The 20,781-nt window shown below is 42.7% G+C and carries 19 protein-coding genes and 2 pseudogenes; 8 read left to right on the top strand and 13 right to left on the bottom strand.

Features of this window, described 5'->3' with window-relative positions:
* Window positions 1-142: 142 nt before the first annotated feature.
* Window positions 143-2,272: a (Fe-S)-binding protein gene (locus ACIROD_RS19590; protein WP_402944032.1), complete on the bottom strand. Its 2,130-nt coding sequence runs from the start codon at window positions 2,270-2,272 to the stop codon at window positions 143-145.
* 293 nt (window positions 2,273-2,565) lie between these two features.
* Between ACIROD_RS19590 and cls the strand changes: the two genes are divergently transcribed.
* Window positions 2,566-3,768 carry a cardiolipin synthase gene (cls, locus tag ACIROD_RS19585; protein WP_402943292.1) on the top strand — a complete coding sequence of 401 codons (1,203 nt, stop codon included), beginning with the start codon at window positions 2,566-2,568 and terminating at the stop codon, window positions 3,766-3,768.
* Window positions 3,769-3,797: 29 nt separating this feature from the next.
* Window positions 3,798-4,751 (top strand): UV DNA damage repair endonuclease UvsE, encoded by a 954-nt coding sequence (gene uvsE, locus ACIROD_RS19580; protein WP_101223862.1) that lies wholly within the window; start codon window positions 3,798-3,800, stop codon window positions 4,749-4,751.
* Window positions 4,752-4,800: 49 nt separating this feature from the next.
* On the opposite strand, the gene argS is transcribed toward uvsE, so the two are convergent.
* The 4 genes from argS to speE form a co-directional block, all read right to left on the bottom strand.
* Entirely contained in the window at window positions 4,801-6,471 is a 1,671-nt protein-coding gene (argS, locus tag ACIROD_RS19575; RefSeq protein ID WP_402943289.1) for an arginine--tRNA ligase, read from the bottom strand.
* Window positions 6,472-6,474: 3 nt separating this feature from the next.
* Window positions 6,475-6,915: a YwiB family protein gene (locus ACIROD_RS19570; RefSeq protein WP_402943286.1), complete on the bottom strand. Its 441-nt coding sequence runs from the start codon at window positions 6,913-6,915 to the stop codon at window positions 6,475-6,477.
* Between the two features lie 280 nt (window positions 6,916-7,195).
* Window positions 7,196-8,074, bottom strand: a complete 879-nt coding sequence (gene speB, locus ACIROD_RS19565) for an agmatinase (RefSeq protein WP_101223865.1) — start codon at window positions 8,072-8,074, stop codon at window positions 7,196-7,198.
* A gap of 14 nt (window positions 8,075-8,088) precedes the next feature.
* Window positions 8,089-8,916, bottom strand: a complete 828-nt coding sequence (gene speE / locus ACIROD_RS19560) for a spermidine synthase (RefSeq protein ID WP_101223866.1) — start codon at window positions 8,914-8,916, stop codon at window positions 8,089-8,091.
* A 207-nt stretch (window positions 8,917-9,123) separates the two neighbouring features.
* On the opposite strand from speE, the gene ACIROD_RS19555 reads away from it, so the two are divergent.
* A complete protein-coding gene (locus tag ACIROD_RS19555) occupies window positions 9,124-11,193 on the top strand; it encodes a transglycosylase domain-containing protein (protein ID WP_402943283.1) in 2,070 nt (689 codons plus the stop codon).
* 150 nt (window positions 11,194-11,343) lie between these two features.
* On the opposite strand, the gene ACIROD_RS19550 is transcribed toward ACIROD_RS19555, so the two are convergent.
* Window positions 11,344-11,853 (bottom strand): YwhD family protein, encoded by a 510-nt coding sequence (locus tag ACIROD_RS19550; RefSeq protein ID WP_230176101.1) that lies wholly within the window; start codon window positions 11,851-11,853, stop codon window positions 11,344-11,346.
* A 38-nt stretch (window positions 11,854-11,891) separates the two neighbouring features.
* Window positions 11,892-12,566 (bottom strand): site-2 protease family protein, encoded by a 675-nt coding sequence (locus tag ACIROD_RS19545; protein ID WP_230176100.1) that lies wholly within the window; start codon window positions 12,564-12,566, stop codon window positions 11,892-11,894.
* 140 nt (window positions 12,567-12,706) lie between these two features.
* Between ACIROD_RS19545 and ACIROD_RS19540 the strand changes: the two genes are divergently transcribed.
* Window positions 12,707-12,892, top strand: coding sequence for a 2-hydroxymuconate tautomerase (locus ACIROD_RS19540; RefSeq protein ID WP_061465772.1), 186 nt, complete (start codon window positions 12,707-12,709; stop codon window positions 12,890-12,892).
* A 29-nt stretch (window positions 12,893-12,921) separates the two neighbouring features.
* On the opposite strand, the gene ACIROD_RS19535 is transcribed toward ACIROD_RS19540, so the two are convergent.
* The 3 genes from ACIROD_RS19535 to ACIROD_RS19525 form a co-directional block, all read right to left on the bottom strand.
* Window positions 12,922-13,431: a YwgA family protein gene (locus ACIROD_RS19535; RefSeq protein WP_098185024.1), complete on the bottom strand. Its 510-nt coding sequence runs from the start codon at window positions 13,429-13,431 to the stop codon at window positions 12,922-12,924.
* Window positions 13,432-13,463: 32 nt separating this feature from the next.
* Window positions 13,464-14,771 carry an HD domain-containing protein gene (locus tag ACIROD_RS19530; protein WP_101223869.1) on the bottom strand — a complete coding sequence of 436 codons (1,308 nt, stop codon included), beginning with the start codon at window positions 14,769-14,771 and terminating at the stop codon, window positions 13,464-13,466.
* 236 nt (window positions 14,772-15,007) lie between these two features.
* Window positions 15,008-15,229 carry a YuzB family protein gene (locus ACIROD_RS19525; protein ID WP_048683566.1) on the bottom strand — a complete coding sequence of 74 codons (222 nt, stop codon included), beginning with the start codon at window positions 15,227-15,229 and terminating at the stop codon, window positions 15,008-15,010.
* Window positions 15,230-15,498: 269 nt separating this feature from the next.
* On the opposite strand from ACIROD_RS19525, the pseudogene ACIROD_RS19520 reads away from it, so the two are divergent.
* Window positions 15,499-15,778: pseudogene (locus ACIROD_RS19520) on the top strand (RsfA family transcriptional regulator); the annotation flags it as partial.
* Window positions 15,779-15,945: 167 nt separating this feature from the next.
* Window positions 15,946-16,245, top strand: a pseudogene (locus tag ACIROD_RS19515) (hypothetical protein); the annotation flags it as partial.
* Between the two features lie 236 nt (window positions 16,246-16,481).
* On the opposite strand, the gene lipL reads toward ACIROD_RS19515, so the two are convergent.
* Both lipL and pta read right to left on the bottom strand, forming a co-directional pair.
* Complete coding sequence (gene lipL, locus ACIROD_RS19510; protein WP_402943277.1) at window positions 16,482-17,330, bottom strand: octanoyl-[GcvH]:protein N-octanoyltransferase; 849 nt, start codon at window positions 17,328-17,330, stop codon at window positions 16,482-16,484.
* 35 nt (window positions 17,331-17,365) lie between these two features.
* On the bottom strand, window positions 17,366-18,352 hold the full coding sequence (pta, locus tag ACIROD_RS19505; RefSeq protein ID WP_402943274.1) for a phosphate acetyltransferase: 987 nt from the start codon (window positions 18,350-18,352) through the stop codon (window positions 17,366-17,368).
* Window positions 18,353-18,606: 254 nt separating this feature from the next.
* Here pta and hemQ point away from each other — a divergent pair, with 254 nt between their 5' ends.
* Both hemQ and gerQ read left to right on the top strand, forming a co-directional pair.
* Window positions 18,607-19,356: a hydrogen peroxide-dependent heme synthase gene (gene hemQ / locus ACIROD_RS19500; RefSeq protein ID WP_101223873.1), complete on the top strand. Its 750-nt coding sequence runs from the start codon at window positions 18,607-18,609 to the stop codon at window positions 19,354-19,356.
* Window positions 19,357-19,765: 409 nt separating this feature from the next.
* Window positions 19,766-20,296: a spore coat protein GerQ gene (gene gerQ, locus ACIROD_RS19495; protein WP_230176097.1), complete on the top strand. Its 531-nt coding sequence runs from the start codon at window positions 19,766-19,768 to the stop codon at window positions 20,294-20,296.
* A 110-nt stretch (window positions 20,297-20,406) separates the two neighbouring features.
* Here gerQ and ACIROD_RS19490 read toward each other — a convergent pair whose 3' ends face one another.
* On the bottom strand, window positions 20,407-20,775 hold the full coding sequence (locus tag ACIROD_RS19490; RefSeq protein ID WP_137017372.1) for a DUF423 domain-containing protein: 369 nt from the start codon (window positions 20,773-20,775) through the stop codon (window positions 20,407-20,409).
* Between the last annotated feature and the right edge of the window lie 6 nt (window positions 20,776-20,781).

Genomic DNA, 20,781 nt, shown 5'->3' with positions numbered 1-20,781 from the left:
AATAGTGTTGTAAGCGCTTAATATTATAATATATTACACATTTTTCTCAAAAATGAAAATATTTAGTTTATAAATATTGAAAAAAATTGCCTGCTCCCTTTTGTTTTATCTTTTATAAAAGAAGCAGGCAATTCAATTTAAATTAAGAGGCAATCGATTTGTTTTCACCAATGACCGCTTTTTCGAGCAGTTCTGCTACATCATACGTTTTAACATTTTCCTCAACCTCTTTTGCTTTCGTCCCATCGGATAGCATGGTCAGGCAATAAGGACATCCTGAACTGATCACTGTTGGACTGACGGCCAAAGCTTGTTCGGTACGGGCCACATTAATGCGATTTCCTGTTTCCTCTTCCATCCACATCAAACCGCCTCCTGCTCCACAGCACATACCCTTTTCACGGTTACGCTCCATTTCAATAAGTTTCACACCAGCAATGGATTGCAAGATTTCACGCGGCGGGCTGTAAACTTCATTGTACCTTCCCAAGTAACAGGAGTCGTGGAATGTAATCGTCTCATTAACAGGATACTGAGGGACCAACCTGCCTTCACTGACAAGTTTGGCTAACAATTCAGTATGGTGATACACTTCAGCTTCCAAGCCAAAATCCGGATACTCATTCTTAAAGATATTGTATGCATGCGGATCGATGGTAACGATTTTCCTGATTTCATTCTTCTGGAATTCTTCTATATTTTTCATTGCAAGCTCCTGGAAAACAAACTCATTACCCAATCGACGCGGAGTATCCCCTGAGTTTTTCTCCTTATTTCCGAGAATTGCAAATTTAACGCCTGCTTCATTCAACAATTTAGCAAAGGAAAGGGCAATCTTCTGGCTCCGGTTATCATACGACCCCATTGAACCCACCCAAAATAAATACTCGAATTCTTCGTCTGCCTTTTTTAATTCCTTTACGGTTGGGACGCTGACATCTTCCCGAAGGCTTCGCCAATCTTCTCTCTCTTTACGATTCAGTCCCCACGGGTTCCCTTGACGCTCAATATTCGTCATGGCACGTTGCGCATCAGGATCAAGTCTGCCTTCCGTCAACACTAGATAACGGCGCATATCGATGATTTTGTCAACATGTTCATTCATTACCGGGCATTGATCTTCACAGTTCCGGCATGTGGTACAAGCCCAAAGTTCTTCTTCCGTAATGACTTCGCCAATCAGGCTCGGACTGTAAGCTTCTGTTGCTGCAGCTGATTCCTGCGCCCCCTGCGCGGCACCAGCCAAAGCAATCTTATTTCCTTTCGTATTCCCAAAAACAAAAGATGGCACCCATGGCTGCTTCGTAGTAACGGCAGCGCCTGTATTTGTTAAATGGTCACGCATCTTGATTATGATATCCATCGGTGACAGCATTTTACCGGTACCTGTAGCAGGGCACATATTCGTACAGCGTCCGCACTCCACACAGGCATAGAGGTCCACCATTTGATATTGCGTCAAGTCTTCGATATATTTGGCACCATAATATTGATTTCCTTCTTTGTCGAGAATCTCTTCTTCCAAATCTACCGGTGTCAATTTCCCGGGATTGTCCAGGCGATTCAGGAATACATTTACCGGACCGGCAATCAAGTGAGCGTGCTTAGATTGCGGGATATAAACAAGGAAAGATAATATGATCAGTAAATGCAGCCACCAAGCTACATAAAAAACGACGGTCGCCGCTGTTGTCCCCATCCAGCCGAATAGGAAAGCGATGCTTGATGCGACTGGCTCCGACCAAGTTGCATCGTGTCCATGCCAGATCATTCCCATTCCATTCCCCAGCAATACGGTAATCATGATTCCGGTAATGAAGATGACAACCAGGCCTGCTTTGAAATCCCTTTTCAAGCGAACGAGCTTTTCGACATAACGACGGTATGCCGCCCATAGGATTGCAACAAGAACGGTAAGCGTCACAATTTCCTGGAAGAAAGTAAAGGCCGGATAAACAGGGCCAAACGGTAAATGCCACCCCGGTCTTAAGCCTTTAACGAAAAAGTCAAGTGCGCCAAATTGCACTAAGATGAAACCATAAAATAACAAGGCATGAATGATCCCGCTCTTTTTATCTTTAAAGAGCTTCTTCTGTCCAAATACATAAACCCCAATTTTAACAAGACGATCCTTCACACGGTTATCGAATTCCACTTTTTTGCCAAGTTTTATATAAGCTATACGAGTCTTTATCAAATAGACAAATAAACCGGCGGCGTAAGCGGTTACAAGCAGGAATGCAACTAAGTTGATCCACAGTAGGCCATTCATTTCCATGCAGTCTTTCCCCCTCTTTAGTAATTTGTAAAATGCCAGGAACCATTATGGGAAATTTGGCATTTTTCTGAAATTTGATTAACTCCATTATATAATGAATGAGCATTCAGTCAACTTTTTTCTTTCTAAATCAATTTAATTTTTCGGTTACTTGATTATATAATTCGACAATTCTGTGTATTACCCTTCTTCATTCTGAAAAAATGAGGACCCTTTCTCCGCTTTTTAATGGTTACTGACAGGGAATTAGAGCCAAACTAAATATAATCATTTAGGGGGGATTTTTTTTGAAGATAATCACTACGATTGCCTCTATATTTTTATTGATCTTCTCTTGGTGCTGGGTTGATCTTAAGGTAGGGCATAAGCGTTATTTGAAGCACACAACCAACATTAAATATCCGCCTCGGAAAAGCGAAATGACTGTATTCACATCAGGGAAAATCCTGTTTGAAGATTATATTGAGGAAGTCAGGCAAGCTCAGGATTCCATCCATATCCTTTTTTATATAGTAAAAAATGATAAATTCAGCAAGGACTTTTTGAAGTTACTGCAGTCAAAAGCGGAAGCGGGCGTGGAAGTGCGGCTTTTAGTCGATTGGATAGGAAGTAAAAAGATGTCCCGTCAAACCATTCAGGAGCTGACTGAAAGCGGTGTTCATTTTTCTTTCAGCTTTAAACCGAAGCTCCCCTTCCTTTTCTATACAATACAAAAAAGAAACCACCGTAAGATTACGGTGATAGACGGAAAAATTGGCTATCTTGGCGGCTTTAATATCGGTAAGGAGTATATAAACCAGGGGGAGAAGCTGAACCCATGGAGAGATTACCATTTAAAAATGACCGGTGAGGGTGTAAAGGACCTTCAGGAAGTCTTTCTTTCGGATTGGTTCTATGATACAAATGAGGATTACAGAGGAGCACCTGCCTATTTCCCGACATTGACTCTCGGGACGCAGGCACATCAGGTTTTCGTCACGAATGGCAGTGATCTTGAACAGTCACTGACACACATGATTCGTCAAGCCACTAAGAAAATCATTATCGGGACTCCATACTTCATTCCCAGTGAAACTTTATTTCAAGAATTAAGGGAAGCACTTGCACGCAATGTTTCCGTTACGGTCATCGTACCTGAAATTTCAGACCACTCCCTTGTCAAGGAAGCTTCTTTTCCCTATTTCCGGGTACTAATAAAAGACGGGGCTGAAATCATGCAATTTCAAAGAGGGTTCTACCATTCTAAAGTGATACTGATCGATGATATAATGTGTGATATCGGTACGGCTAATTTTGATAAACGCAGTTGTTTTTTAAATAGTGAAATAAACTGCATCATATTTGACCGGACATTTATAAAAGGTGTAGAAAAGGAATTGGCAGTGGACCTGGCCGAATCCAAGCCGCTAAACGGGGAAGAGCTTTCCAGCATGAATGTAGTCCGTTCTGCAAAAGAATCGCTGGCTTCCATCCTTTCTCCTTTTCTTTGACAACCTGTTGCTCAAGGAGAAAAAATATAATGAAAATTAGATTTGGATTCGTATCCAATGCCACCTGTTTATGGGAAGCTTCTCCGGCTAAGACACTTACTTTCAAGAGATATAGCACACTTGGCCCAGAAAAAGGAAAGGAAAAACTCCTGGATGTGACTAGGCAGAACATTGAAAATACCTTAAGGGTCCTTCAATATAACACGGCACACCAAATTGAAATATACCGGATGTCCAGTTCCATTGTTCCTTTAGCCACACATCCCGAAATAGAATGGGATTTCGTTACTCCTTTTAAAAAAGAGTGGAAACAGCTTGGTGATTGGGCCACTGCACACAAGATGAGGCTCAGCTTTCATCCGAATCAGTTTACGCTATTTACCAGCCCAAAACCCGAGATTACACAAAATGCCGTAAAAGATATGGAGTTCCATTATAAAATGCTTGATGCAATGGGCATAGCGGACACCTCTTTCATCAATATCCATGTCGGTGGAGCTTATGGTGATAAAGAGTCCGCCCTTGTAAGGGTTCATGACAACCTTAAATCGCTGCCTATGCACGTCAAGGAAAGAATGACTTTGGAGAATGATGATAAAACCTATACAGCATCTGAAACCCTGGGTGTATGTAAGAGGGAGGGCATCCCACTTGTATTCGATTACCACCATCATCTCGCAAACCTTTCAGATGAGCCGCTTAACGAGCTGCTCACCGAGGTGTTCACCACTTGGAGTCAGGCAGGGGCGGTACCAAAGATTCATATTTCCTCCCCAAAATCGGCAGGTGAATTTCGCTCACATGCAGATTATATCGATTTGGAGTTCATCATGCCCCTCTTTAAAGTGCTTAAGGATCTTGGACAGGACGTTGATTTCATGATCGAGGCCAAGATGAAGGACCGGGCGATGCTGCAGCTGATTGAAGATATAGCTAAGGTTCGTGGTGTAAAAAGGGTGAGCGGCGGTGCCGTCGAGTGTTAATTAACCTAAAAAAAAGCGGCTGTTTCGCAAGAAACAGCCGCTTTTTCCATTACATTTTTTCCGGTGCCGAAACCCCGATGATGGCCAATGCATTATTTAAAGTAATTTGGACGGATTTGACCAGTCCTAGACGTGCCTTACTTCTTTCCATCTCTTCAACATCCAGAACCTTATCTGCATTATAGAAACTGTGGAATGTAGAAGCCAGGTCATATATATAATTCGTCATGCGGTGAGGCATCCTTTTTTCAGCTGCTTCCGCTATAGCCTGCGGGAATTCTCCTAATTTCTTCAAAAGTTCCACTTCTTTTTCAGTAGATAGGGCAGAGAAATCAGTTACTCCTTCATAGCTGATCCCTTGTTCCACACCTTGGCGCAAAATGCTGGAAATACGGGCGTGGGCATACTGTGCATAATAAACCGGGTTTTCATTGGATTGTGAGACCGCAAGATCCAAGTCGAAGTCCATATGAGTATCCGCACTTCTCATCGCAAAGAAATACCGTGTTGCATCCAGACCTACTTCATCAATAAGGTCACGCATCGTAACTGCTTTACCTGTACGCTTGCTCATCTTCATTTTCTCGCCATCCTTGTACAGGTGTACAAGCTGGATGATTTCGACTTCAAGCTGCTCGCGATTGTACCCTAATGCTTCGATAGCCGCTTTCATACGCGGGATATAGCCGTGGTGATCTGCACCCCAGATATTGATCAGTGTTTCAAAGCCGCGTTCCAATTTATTACGGTGATAAGCAATATCCGGTGTCAGATATGTGTAAGACCCATCCTGTTTAATAAGCACCCGGTCTTTATCATCGCCTAATTCCGTAGAGCGGAACCATGTAGCACCATCTTCCTCGTAAACATGGCCCCTTTCCCTCAACACTTTAAGTGCTTCATCAATTTTACCGTCTTGATAGAGGGATGTTTCGGAGTACCATACATCAAAACCGACACGGAAATTACCCAAGTCCGTTTTCAGTTTTTCCATTTCATATTTCAAGCCGTACTCACGGAAAAATTCAAAACGTTCCTTCTCATCGGCATTTACATACTTATCCCCATATTCACTTGCAAGCGTCTTACCGATGCCAATGATATCTTCGCCATGATAACCGCCCTCAGGCATATCCTTTTCGAGGCCAAGTGCCTGGAAATAGCGGGCTTCTATGGAAATGGCCAAATTATTGATTTGGTTTCCTGCATCATTGATATAGTATTCACGTGAAACATCGTAACCTGCTTTAGAGAGGATATTACATAGCGTATCACCTACTGCTGCACCACGTGCATGACCAAGATGGAGATCACCTGTTGGATTCGCGGAAACGAACTCCACTTGGATTTTTTCCCCTTTTCCAAAGTCACTTTCCCCATATGCTTCATCCACTTTCAAAATGACCGGAACCAATTCTGTCAAATAGGCATTATTCATGTAGAAGTTGATGAAACCTGGTCCTGCAATTTCAATTTTTTCGATGGATGCTTTTGAGTTGTCAAAGTTTTCGATGATTGCCTCTGCTATCATCTTTGGTGCTTTCCTTGCAATCTTCGTTAATTGCATGGCCATATTCGTGGAATAATCTCCATGTGTCTTATCTCTTGGCAGCTCCAATACAACATTTGGAATCTGCTCTTCCGTTGCTAAACCAGCTTTAATGACTGCCGCTTTAATCTCTTCTTTCAGTTTTTCCTGTACCTCTTTTACTATATTCATTCGCTATGCTTCCTCCTTGTAGGAAATCGTCATCTCATATTGACCGGGTTCGCTTCCCTGCATATGTAACGTATATTTAAGGACGAGTTTCCCTTGTTTGGTCTGCTCATCCCATTGATGATGTATCTTCTTCGCTGTCGTCCGTAACCCTAACCTGCCATATATACTTTCGTAATGTCCATTTGTCGCTTCCTTCAGGCGGAAAAGCTGCCTCATTTTAATGGCACCATTTCTAAGCAGGATCGTTTCATCCAGTTTGTGCTTGATGGTCGTTTGTATTTGACCGGCTTCATTTTCCTCTTTATATTGCAAATATAAATCTGCACCTTTATACATTTTTGTACCAAATGTGACCAGCTCATACGTTTCCGTTTCTGAGCCGTGCTTGATTTTTGTCTGTAAAGTCACTTTAATCGCTTGCTTATCTATATCATGAAGAGTCAAAGCTACACTTCCTTCATCATGTCGTTCTTAACTTTATAAGTATAAATATTCTTCAAGGAAGTTTCAACTTGGAGCGGAAAATAAAGTGTAAATCAAAAAAAGTGAGGATAAACATTCGAAATCATGTTGTTGCAATTCATTTGAATTTAACACAATAATGACTCATCGGGGCGGAATTATTCAAATAGAGTCCATCAAATGTAAAATTCTTTCCCTGAATGGATAAAAAAAGACCATTCCCGCCAAAAAACAGGAACAGTCAAGTCAAGTCTTACATCAATTAACCTTTTTGAACCCAACCTAAAATCATTTCGCGAATCAGCTTACTCGCAGTGTTCGCAGTTTGCTCGGATGGATCATAAATCGGTGCCACTTCTACTAAATCGCAGCCGACTACATTAATTTCAGACCGTGCTATCTCATGAATCGAAGCTAAAAGCTCTTTGGAGGTGATGCCTCCACAATCTACGGTGCCTGTTCCCGGCGCGTGCGCAGGATCAAGAACATCGATGTCGATCGTCACATATACAGGACGGCCAGCTAACTGCGGCAGTACTTCTTTCAGAGGTTCAAGAACTTCAAATTTAGAGATGTGCATGCCATTTTCTTTCGCCCATTGGAATTCTTCCTTCAAACCGGAACGAATGCCGAAAGAGTATACATTTTTCGGGCCGATAAGTTCTGCGGATTTACGGATGATGGACGCATGGGAAAGCGGCTCTCCTTCATAATCCTCACGTAAATCTGTATGGGCATCCATATGGATGATGGCCATATCGGGATACTTTTTGAACATGGCTTTGATGACAGGCCATGTTACAAGATGTTCCCCGCCCATACCTATTGGGAACTTACCTGCATCCAACAAGCTGTCGACATATTTTTCAATCATATCGATACTGCGCTGCGGATTGCCGAATGGTAATGGTATATCCCCGGCATCAAAGAATTTAACTTCTTCTAATTCACGATCTAAATACGGGCTGTACTCTTCCAAACCAATCGAAACTTCACGAATTCGGGTAGGGCCGAAGCGGGAACCCGGACGGAAGCTTACCGTCCAGTCCATCGGCATGCCGTATAGCACAGCTTCCGATTCCTCAAAAACAGGATGGCTTTTAATGAATACATTGCCTGAATAGGCTTCATCGAATTTCATGCTCCATGCCTCCCTTATTTCACTAAATCTTGAACGAATTTAGGCAGAACGAAAGCTGCTTTATGAAGTTCTTTTGTATAATATTTCGTTTCTAATTCATGGAAACGATCTTCAGTCACTTCTAATGGATTATATTTTTTCGATCCGATCGTGAACGCCCAAAGGCCGCTTGGGTACGTCGGGATATTCGCTAAATACAAGCTGGTGATTGGAAATATTTCTTTTACATCACGTTGTACATCACGAATTAAGTCCGCTTTAAACCAAGGATTGTCGGATTGTGCCACAAAAATCCCGTCTTCTTTCAAAGCCTTGGAAATCCCGGCATAAAAACCTTTAGTGAATAAATTGACAGCAGGTCCGACTGGTTCAGTCGAGTCAACCATGATCACGTCATATTCATTTTCACTTTTGGCGATGTGCATGAAGCCATCCCCAACTTGTACGTCTACACGCGGATCTTCAAGCATGCCTGCGATTTCAGGCAGGAATTTCTTTGAGTATTCGATAACTTTCCCATCGATATCCACCAATGTAGCTTTTTTTACGCTTGGGTGTTTTAGGATTTCACGGATAACTCCTCCGTCCCCTCCTCCTACAACCAAAACGTTTTCTGGATTAGGATGGGTAAATAAAGGAACATGGGCTACCATTTCATGGTACACGAATTCATCACGCTGTGAAGTCATTACCATGTCATCCAGCAACAGCATATTGCCCCACTCTTCCGTTTCAATCATATCCAGCTTTTGAAACTCAGTTTGCTCCGTATGTAAAGTACGATTCACTTTCATCGTAATACCAAAATTCTCTGTTTGTTTTTCAGTAAACCAAATGCTCATTTATTAACGCTCCTTTTCCATTTCATATTGTCAGTCACCTTATAGGTTCCCCAAAATCGGTATAGTCATTAGCTAGAAAAATTATAGACGAATCTAGCAGAATTGCAAGATAAATTTCTTAAATGCAGTTCTTATGTTTAAAATTTTCTTTTTTTTCCATAATAGTAATAGATACTAGATTCTTACGTGATAAGAGAGGTGAAAGCAATGGAATTGATTCCAAGCGAACGATTTAAAAGGACAACTAAATATGTACGGGCCTTCATTATCCTTGCCACAATCGGGCTCACAATACTCTTTGTATTGCTTCTCTCTTTACTGATTTATGCAAAAATATTAGGTCCGCCTCCTTTGGTCGTGCCACAGTCCACTCTCTATTATAGTGATAATGGAAATGTGATCGGTGAAACCGATAATGGCCAGAAACGTTATTGGGCCGGAATGGAGTCGATTTCACCAGAGCTCATCAAAGCGACTGTAGCCGTTGAGGACCGTCAATTTTACACACATAATGGATTTGATATAAAGCGGATCGGCGGAGCCATCCTTGCTGATATTAAGGCAATGTCCAAAGTCCAGGGTGCGAGCACCATTACCCAGCAGTATGCCAGGAACCTGTTTCTTGGGCATGACAAAACGTGGTCGCGTAAATTTAATGAGGCCTTTTATACGATACGTTTAGAAATGAACTACTCCAAAAAGGAAATTCTAGAAGGCTATTTAAATACGATTTACTATGGCCATGGTGCCTATGGAGCTCAAGCTGCAAGCCAATATTACTTTGGCAAGGATGCCAAGGATTTGACTCTTCCTGAAGCGAGCATGCTGGCCGGAATACCAAAAGGGCCGTCAAACTATTCTCCATTGGATAACTTTGAAAAAGCCAAATCAAGGCAGAGAATCGTCCTGCAATCCATGAAAAGCAAAAACTACGTTTCAGAAAAGGATATCGCGGAAGCGCTGCGAACATCCCTTACATTAAAAGGGGAACACGGAACGGTCACCAAGAAGACCGCTCCCTATTTCCAGGATGCCGTCAAGCAGGCTTTAAAAACTCAGCTTCATTTAGATGACAGGACGATCGAGCTTGGCGGGCTTAAGGTCTATACCACACTGGACGAAACCCAGCAGGACGCTGCTGAAGAAGTTCTTTCCAATACCATACCCAAGTCATCAGGCATTCAAGCCTCGATAGTGGCAATGGATCCGGATACAGGGGAGGTCCGTGCGCTGGTAGGAGGGAAAGATTACTCCGAGTCGCCATTCAATCGGGCAACACAGGCCGTTCGCCAGCCTGGTTCAACCATGAAGCCCTTGCTATACTATTCAGCTCTGGAGAATGGTTTCACACCGTCCACCACCTTAAAAAGCGAGACAACTACATTTTCTTTCGATGATGGTCACTCATCTTACACACCGCATAATTACAACCATCAATATGCGGAGGGCGAAATCACGATGGCTCAGGCCATTGCTCTTTCCGATAATATCTTCGCCGTAAAAACGCACTTGTTCCTTGGGGAACAGACATTGGTCGATACCGCGCACCGTTTCGGCATCACGGCAAAGATGGATGCGGTACCTTCCCTGGCACTCGGTACGTCAGGTGTAAGGGCGATTGAAATGGTGAACGCATACAGCATTCTGGCTAACGGCGGCAAGAAGGTTGAACCCGTGTTTATCAAAAAGGTTGAAAATCAAAAAGGTGAAGTGATTTTTGATGAAAATGATAAACCGGAACAGATTTTGGATGAGGATAAGGCATTTGTCATGACCCAGATGCTTACAGGGGTTTTCGATGAAACCTTAAATGGCTATACGAAAGTGACCGGCAGCACCATCAGTTCCCAGCTGTCCCGCCCATATGCCGGCAAATCAGGCTCCACTCCGACTGATAGCTGGATGATCGGATACACACCGGAGCTTGTAGCAGGGGTATGGACTGGATATGATCAAGGCAAAAAAATCGAGATCCCTGCTGAAAAAGGCTATGCAAAGAAAATCTGGGCTTCCTATATGGAAAGGGGCCTGCAAGGAAAACCGGCAAAATCGTTTAAGGAAACCAAAAACGTAATCGGGGTAAACGTGAACCCCGTTAGCGGAAAATTGGCCACAAAGGACTGTCCTGCATCAAGATTGACTTATTATGTTAAAGGGACCGAACCTGTCGAATACTGTGCCGAGCACTTTAAGGGCGAGAATCCGAAACATGCCCCAAAAGAAGAAGAACATAAAAAGGCCCCATGGTACAAAAAAGTCTTAAAACCTTGGGGATAACGAAAAACCCCCGAAGCCGGCATCGGCTTCGGGGGTTTTTCTGTCCTAGTTCCACAGTGACTAAACTGCTGTCTTTAAGTTTACTGATTTTATCGCTTTCCTACAAGTGCATTTTTCACTAAACTTAACATTTCACCCATTAATCGAGTTTCAAACCGTCAATGACTCCTTCAGCAGATCTGAAGAACGCTCCCACATTCCTGCATCATGATTTTTCAGGAAGTCTGCAAGCACACGCTTCGATTTATCGTCCATGTCCTCGACGATGATTTTTCGCTTTAGCGATTTATCCATCCGGTTAACATGCTCCGGGAGCGATTTGTAACCGCGTCTAATTGACCTGTCAACCATCATTTCACATGCTGTCACACCTGCATAGTGCGGGCCATTTTGAGTGGCTTCAATGGTCACCCAAACAAGCCAGTAAGGTTTGGCATTCGGGACCTCTTCTTTAGTCTTTAAAAACTTGATCCCTTTTTCCACTGCACTTCTTGCATGCATCGCGCCGATATCGACCTCTGCTTCACCTGCATCCACATCGATGATGACCGGGGAAATATTATCGAGCGTTAATACCCCTGCTCCATATCCGCCATGACCTTCTGTTGGGTCGTTTTTTATAATATTGAAGCCTACCTTTTTCTTTGGTTGTTCATCCATGCTTATATCCCCCTTAATGGTTTGTCATTTCCTATCGTTTAAAAAAGCAAAAGTGTAAAGAACCGACTCAGGACGTCGCCTACCAATGGTACAACATTGTTCAAAATCGGGCCAATTGTATACTTGCTCAGCGGTGTGATGATCAGAATCAAAAAAATCAGTGAGCCATATTGTTCATACTGGGTCATTTTTGCCCGCAAGTCAGCTGAAACAAGATCCTGTACGATCCTATAACCATCGAGCGGCGGCAGCGGTAACAGATTAAATACAAACAGAAGGATATTCAAGTTGATGAGCACCTCGAAGAATGGCTGAACGAAGAACGGTAAATCAGGTCCAACGCCTGCCGCCAGCAACCCATAAAAAATCAAGTACCCCAAAATTGCAACAAGCAAATTACTGAACGGACCGGCAAAAGAGACGAGCACCCCTGCCAATTTTGGATTCTTGAAATGAAAACGATTAACCGGTACGGGTCTCGCCCAACCAAATCCGGCTATCAATATCAACAGAGTTCCGATTGGATCCAAATGCGAAATCGGATTCAATGTGACTCTTCCTTCATTCTTTGCAGTCGGGTCACCGAACTTATAGGCCACATAGGCATGGGAAAATTCATGAACCGTAAATGCGATTAACAGTGACACAATGACATATGGAAGCTGTTCCAAAGGATAAGCCAAAAACCTTCCTATTTGATCAAAGAATTCCATCGATAGCTTCTCCCCCATTGTTTATTACCGTTAGTATACATCAAAAGAGCAAGAAGTGAAAAAACTCTGACTTCCGTGTCTTGCATTTCTCTTTCCATTGTGAAACACTACAAGATAAGAGAGGAAGGGGGGAAAAATAGATGCCATATGTAACAGTCAAAATGCTTGAAGGCCGTACAGACGAACAAAAAAAGGCTTTAGTCGAAAAGGTGACTGCAGCCGTTACGGAAACAACTGGAGCACCAGCTGAAGCCGTGACGATTTTCATTGAAGAAATGTCAAAAAATCATTTAGCAGTAGCCGGTGTCCGTAAAAGCGATCAATAAGTTTTACATAATGGGGAAAAGCTAAGCCATCAATTCGGCTTAGCTTTTGTTTTTAGCTGCTCAATATATTCATATGCCTCATCAATTTCTTCAAGCGTATATTTTTGTTTGCTTTTCAGCGTGAAAATTTTCTCGGTGACTTCCTCTTTTTCAAGCGTGTCGAAGTATAATACCGTTGAAACCAGCTCCAAAAACCTGGCATTCTGTTCGTTCATATCCTGTAAGCATGCCTCAAGCGCCGGCATCTCCACTTCCTGTATGGATAGGAAATCCCGGCCTGCATCCGTTATCGAATAACAATATTGATAATAGCCTGCTTTTTTTTCCCTCACTTCATTCAAGTAGCCCATTTCGCAGAGCTCTTCAATCCGTAAGGTCAACTCCTCCGAATACGGTCCATAAAAGTGAAACTGAAACTTTTCATGAAATGGGAAGGACAGCTTCTTCGCGATATAAACGATCTTTTGTAATTTTTTCCGACCCGAGATTTCACCGGCAGTAGAAATTGCATTGATAATGTTTGCATGATCCTTAAACAAGGCTCGTCACTCCTCACCAAAAATGTACCACTTTAATCCGATAGCTCCAGAAGCTTACGAATCTGTTTTTTTATATTTTTCTTCGTAGATTCATCACGCAATAAATCCGCAGGATAATACAACTTATGATCCGTTCTTCTTTTCCCTGAAATTGCATCGACAATTTCGGATTCACGCGATAATTCACGAATTTCGCCATTATTTTTCAGCAAGTGAATCGGCAGTCTCTCCTCTTCCTCACCTGGCCGGTAAAAATCATACGGCAGATCTGATGAAGAATCGACGACGAGATAATAATCCGGATCAATGCCCGCCTTCTTGAATAGCGTCCTTAACTCCATCAACCTGTTCATTTGACTGTTCGATGGATGGAATTCCACATATTTAAATAGTTTACGGTTAACGAAGCGAGTGCATAAATCTTTTAAAATCGCATCGTTTTCGTCTTCCCATGCTTCGAAATAATAGAGCATCACCGATTCATCCATTTTCAAGTAGTCCGTTAAAGTCACTTCTCCCCTGAACAATGAATAAAAATGGTGTGGTTCTTGTGCAAACTCATAACCGGATTCATATAAATGTTTCGCTCTATGTAGAATCTTGGTAAGTATGACCTCCGCACTTCTCGTAACTGGATGGAAATAAACCTGCCAATACATTTGGTATCGACTCATGATATAATCCTCAACCGCATGCATCCCGCTTTGTTTTATGACGGCATGTTCTTCCCTTGGCCTCATTACACGCAAAAGCCTTTCCATATCGAAATGTCCATAACTCACGCCAGTGAAGTAAGCATCACGCTGTAAATAGTCCATTCTATCAGCATCGATCTGACTTGAAATCAGGCTGACTACTAATTTGCCTTTATAGGTTTTCGCTATGACTTCTGCCACTTTCTTAGGAAAATCACGTCCAACCCTAAGGAGGATCCTATTAACTTCCGTATCGCCGAGGATTATCTGCCTCGTGAATTGCTCATGATCCAGGTCAAACACTTTTTCAAAAGAATGAGAGAAAGGACCATGACCCAAATCATGCAGAAGTGCTGCGCACAAGGATAGTAACCGTTCCTCAGGTTTCCATTCGGGTCTGCCCTCGAAAACATCATCCACGATTCTCCGAACAATCTCGTATACTCCAAGCGAATGGCTAAGCCGACTATGTTCCGCACCATGAAAGGTTAAATAAGTCGTTCCCAGCTGTTTGATCCTTCGAAGACGCTGAAATTCCTTCGTCCCTATTAAATCCCATATAACCCGGTCGCGAACATGTATATATCGGTGCACCGGGTCCTTGAATACTTTTTCTTCTTGTAATTTTTCACCGGAATATTCCATGAACTACCCTCTTTTTCGTAATCTCGATGCACTCATTATAGCGTGTTTTGACAAAAAACCCTAACTTCCACCTTGCTAGTAAGAGGGGTCATTTTGTAAGAAAACGGAAGTTTCAGTCCGATTTTGTCTTGAAATTAAAGAAATAAAAAATCACCGCAGTGTGTCGAATCTGGGTGATGATTACTTGTTTCATTTATCATAAGCAAACAATCCACTCTAACTATATATCATGGATCCTACTTTAGTTTTTTATTGATTTTATCTAGTAACTCGTCTTCTGTCGGTGCAGCAACTGGACGGTTATTGACAAAGGCAAAAGACTTCTTTCTGCCAGGACCGCAATAGGATTGACAGCCCACTTCAATTTTCGCGTCGGGATCAAGCTTTTCAAGACGCGGGATCAACGTTTTAATGTTTACCGCCAAGCAGTCATCGCACACTCTGAATTCATTGGACATCCTCCGGTCACCATCCTTTCCATGACAAACTATTTTTCATCCATTTATACGACTAAAGGGTATTTTACCGTTTCTACTTATGAATATCAAGAGGGCTGGATGATGTGAAAAGCATGTAAATAATCAAAAAACTAGTATCCTTTTAACCTTTTTGTATAAAAAATCCATATTTTGTCCAAAATGCTAGTAGAACACTCCATAAATCACTGCCACACGATATTTTATATAGTTATTTATTTAAAAAATTACCAGAAAGGGAGTATGTAGAAATGAAGGTTCGTCAAGACGCCTGGACAGAAGAAGATGATTTGCTTTTGGCAGAAACGGTATTGCGCCATGTGCGGGAAGGCAGCACTCAGCTCAATGCTTTTGAAGAGGTAGGAGATAAGTTGAATCGCACCTCTGCAGCATGCGGATTCCGCTGGAATGCAGTTGTCCGGCATAATTATGATAAAGCGCTTTCCCTTGCCAAGAAACAGCGTAAGCAGCGGCAAAGGATCCTTGGAAAAGATCAAGGAGGAAAAAAACGACTTCTTTATACACCGCCGTCCCCAACGATTTCCGACATAATGGTTCCCCATGTACAAGAAGAGGAACTAGAGTTGAAATCCGAAGTCGATATTACCAATTATGAAGCAGCAGAGGAATTCGTTGTGGCAGAAGCCCTCGCTCCTAAGACACAGCACACACCAGTTACCTTGGAAACGGCCATGAGCCTTGATACCGTCATCGCCTATTTGGAATCTATGAACGGCCGCATGCTCCAAGCCGAAGTATTAAAAACCGAAAATGAAAGATTGAAGCTTGAAATTAAAGGGCTGAAAAAACGAAATGAAGAATTGGAGAATAAAATCAGCCACCTAGAGCAAAACAGCGGCTTGATGCAGGAAGATTATGAAACTTTGATGAATATCATGAATCGAGCAAGAAAGCTGGTATTGTTAGAGGAAGAGGAACGTCCGGCAACTAAATTCAAGATGGACCGGAATGGCAATTTGGAAAAAATGGCCGAGTAATAAGATAATGTGGGGATAAGTTACATAGATCAACCACATGATAAAGGCCGTTTCACCCATGTTTATCCGAAAAAGGGAGCCAATAAGGCTCTTTTTTTCATTGTTTCAAGAAGAAGGAATAATATCTCCCTGGACGCCGCTGCCTATCATCCAGTCCTTTTACAGTTTCAGTGAATGCTAAATTCGTATTAAATGAACAAAGCCGTTCCTGACTTAATGGAACGGCTTCGTTCATTTCAATCCTTTAATGCATCAAATACTTTATCATTGCGTTCCACCACTCTTGTCAAGTATGCCTCATACATCGGCCATTCCTGAACGGAAAGAGTGTCAGAGAATATCCTTTCGCTATGTTCCTTCAATACATGCAGGAATCTGAGCATCACGTCCTGAACACTCAATTGCACACCCAACAATTCAGTTAGGGACGCCATCACCGAAGGGACGATATCAGGATAAACGAATTTGGTTGCTGCATTTCCTTTAGCTGCATCATAAAAACCCTTCACGAGACTGGCACGTTCAGCTCCGCTTCCATTGACACACAAATAGATTTGCACCGCTACGCCATTGCGGATCCTACGTTGGGAAATACCGGCAAATTTTTGCCCATTTATACTTAAATCATAACTTCCAGGACAATAGGAACCGACGATTTCCCTTGCTTCCATCGTGACTGGGAAATCGGAAAACATCAATTGGACAAGCTCCCACATCGCATCATATCCACGATTGATTTCAATTTTCCGCTCGTTTTCAGGAAAAATGAGCGACAAATTAAGGACACCCTCATCCAGCACGACTGCCAGCCCTCCGGAATTCCTCACGATGGCCTGAAAGCCATGTTCTTCTAAATGATCCAAACCCTTTTTAAGAAAAGGCAACTTCGTATCCTGTATACCCATGACGATGGTTCGGTGGTGTACCCACGCTCTGGCTACGGCCGCTGATTCACCTGACCCTACGGAAGCACAAAATGTATCATCCATCGCAAAGGACTCCAGAGCAGGAAACTGAGGTCCGACGGAAGATTGATCAATAATCCTCCACTCTTGCTGCATTAATAATGAATCTATTTCACCCATACGAATCTCCCTCTAACATTTAATCCTCAAGCTGCCTATTGATACTGCGCCACAAACCCCTGTGCCGCTGTAATGACAGCCAGTTTATATACATCCTCTTCACTGCATCCCCTCGAAAGGTCATTCACCGGACGATTCAGGCCCTGAAGGATCGGACCGACCGCTTCGAAGCCGCCCAAGCGCTGTACCATCTTATAGCTGATGTTCCCTGCTTCGAGACTTGGAAAAATAAAAACATTCGCATCCCCCTGAATAAGGGAATCCGGTGCTTTTTTTCTTGCTACTGAAGGAACGAAGGCCGCGTCAAACTGAAATTCCCCATCAAGGATGATTTCAGGGTCCATTTCTTTTGCCAAATCGACAGCATCAACCACTTTTAAGGTCTCAGGGGATGTTGCGGATCCCTTCGTCGAAAAGCTCAGCATCGCCACACGCGGTTCGATATCGAACATTAGTGCAGTCTTCGCACTTTCTATAGCAATTTCAGCCAGGTCCTGGGAATCGGGGTTTATATTGATGGCACAATCCGCGAACACATATTTTTCTTCATCCCGGACCATGATGAATACTCCCGATGTTTTTTGGACGCCTGGCTTTGTTTTAATGATCCTTAGGGCGGGCCGAACCGTATCGGCAGTCGAATGAGTTGCGCCGCTGACCATTCCATGTGCCAGTTTCATTTGGACGAGCATGGTACCGAAATAGTTCTCATCCATTAAGATTTCACGCGCTTGTACATCGGTCGCTTTACCATCACGGACCTTAACGAATGCTTCTACCATTTCATCCATCATGATATAATTCTTCGGATCATATATTTCGATTGCATCAAGGGAGATCTTTAAATCTTTTGCCTTCTCTTGAATCAACCCGATATCCCCGATCAATACAGGTGTCACCAGTTTAGCTTTGGCAAGCCTGCCTGCCGCTCCCAAAATCCGTTCATCCAACCCTTCTGGAAAAACGATCTTTAAATTATGCCCCATAATTTTCGATTCCAATATTTCAAATAAATCACCCATTGGCTATTCCTCCTTTTTAGATACGTTTCCCCCATTTTTTTTATATTTAACCATTCGATGAAAATCATTGCCGTCTTCTTTTAAGAATACTCTAGGAGCCAGGTAAATTCCAGCCACTTCGGTCCCTTCCAATCCGCAAATCTGAAATTTGCAGAACGCCGGAAAACAGTGATGGTGTTTGCGGGTTGATATAAATTTCCTTATACTGAAACTATGTTATATTAAAGTTATAATAAGACTTAGGAGTGATCGTAATGAGTGAAGCAGCACAAACACTGGACGGCTGGTATTGTTTACATGATTTCCGTCTAATTGACTGGTCTTCTTGGAAAACGTTATCAAGTGACGAACGCCAATTGGCCATCTCGGAGTTCCAAGGTTTACTGGATAAATGGAATATGACACAAAGCGACAATGAAGGCAGCCATGCCCTATATTCAATCGTTGGTCAGAAAGCGGACTTCATGCTTATGTTTGCCCGCCCAACCATGGAAGAATTGAATGCAATTGAAAACGAATTCAACAAAACGAAGCTTGCCGAATATACAATTCCCGCTTATTCATACGTTTCCGTCGTGGAATTAAGCAATTACTTAGCTGGCGGAGATGATGAGGATCCATACCAGAACCCTCATGTCCGTTCCAGACTTTATCCGATACTTCCAAAAGCGAAACATGTATGCTTCTATCCAATGGACAAGCGTCGTGATGGCGATGATAACTGGTATATGCTTTCCATGGAAGAGCGCAAAGGCTTAATGCGTTCCCACGGCTTGATTGGCCGCAGTTATGCAGGTAAAGTGAAACAAATCATTTCGGGTTCTGTCGGTTTTGACGATTATGAATGGGGCGTAACACTATTCGCAGATGATGTCCTTCAATTTAAAAAATTAATCTATGAAATGCGTTTTGATGAAGTGAGTGCACGTTACGCTGCATTTGGTTCTTTCTTTGTAGGCAATATCCTGCCGGAAGAAAACGTACCTTCATTCCTATACGTATAAGACGATGAGCTTCCGGTTTCCGGAGGCTTTTTTTGCGTCCCCTCCTTATTTTTTCCCGGCTTTGGAATAAATTCAATCCATATCCCATACATTTTCAATAGTGATGAATTCATTTTTTCACAGTCCCATTCAGCTTCAGGAAAATTGATCAAGGCAATTCCTGACTCCAGCGAGGTGAAGGAACGTTACTTCTATTAATTAGCCGACAAGAGGATATGGCTTATCATGAACGGCAGCCGTTATGTATCGCTTAACATTCATTGTGGTTTTTTAAGCCACCCGGGGATTGTCCAGAAAACATATACAATACTACCGGTCGCTATAAATCGCACTGTTTCTTCCAGTCCACTCTCTCGGATTGTCCAAATTCCACAGCATCAACTAAACCTTGAATTTAGGAGGGAATGCAATGTCACAAAATAATCCTTATGGTAATTATCCGTACGGAGGAAGCCCTTATTACCCCTATGAAAATAATGAGCCTGAACTAAGGCAGCAGAATCCTAACCAGCAACAAGGTTACCCGCAACAAGGTTACCAACAGCAAGGATACCAACAGCCATCATACCAGCCACAACAGCCCACTATGGCAGGCACGCCACAACAAGTGCCGATGACGATGGGTCAACCCCCTTCCGGACCACAGATACCTGGCATGCTTCCGGTCGAACAGTCGTACATCGAGAACATCTTGCGTTTGAATAAAGGGAAATTGGCCACTGTTTATACAACGTTTGAAAACAACAAGGAATGGAATGCCAAGATCTTCAAAGGAATCATCGAGGCTGCAGGACGCGATCACTTAATCATAAGCGATCCTCAAACGGGAAAACGATACTTAATCCCGATGGTATACTTAGATTATATAACGTTTGATGAAGAAATCGAATATGAATATCCATTTGGAGGCACTGGGCTTACCACCTATTCGCCAAGGTAAAAAAATCCTATATAGAAGAGCCTCAGAATCTATTTGATTCTGAGGCTCTTCTTATATTGGAATGACTTTTTCCCAAAAAAGAGCTGACCGAAGAAGATCAGCTACCTTCATTACAAGTATTTATATGCAGCAACGATCATTAAGACCCAAGCAACCAAGAAGGAAACTCCGCCAAGCGGTGTGATGGCCCCTAGGACTTTGATTTGCGTAACGCTTAGAACGAATAGACTTCCGGAAAACAGGATAATTCCTATTAACATAAGCCAGCCGGACCAGTTGATCAGCGGACTTGAAATTTTCCCGGCCAATAAACCGAGTACCAATAAACCCACCGCATGGAACATTTGATATTGAACAGCGGTTTGCCAGGTTTCTAAATATTTATCGGGAATTTTCCCTTCCAGTCCATGTGCACCGAATGCACCTAGTGCCACAGCAATAAACCCATTCAATGCACCTAAAATGATGAACAGTTTCAATTATTT

Origin of the sequence: Peribacillus sp. NPDC101481, from assembly GCF_044767165.1 — a bacterium.
Lineage (GTDB): Bacteria > Bacillota > Bacilli > Bacillales > DSM-1321 > Peribacillus.
The sequence above is the reverse complement of the archived record's forward strand: the minus strand, read 5'-3'. Positions and strand labels throughout refer to the sequence as shown.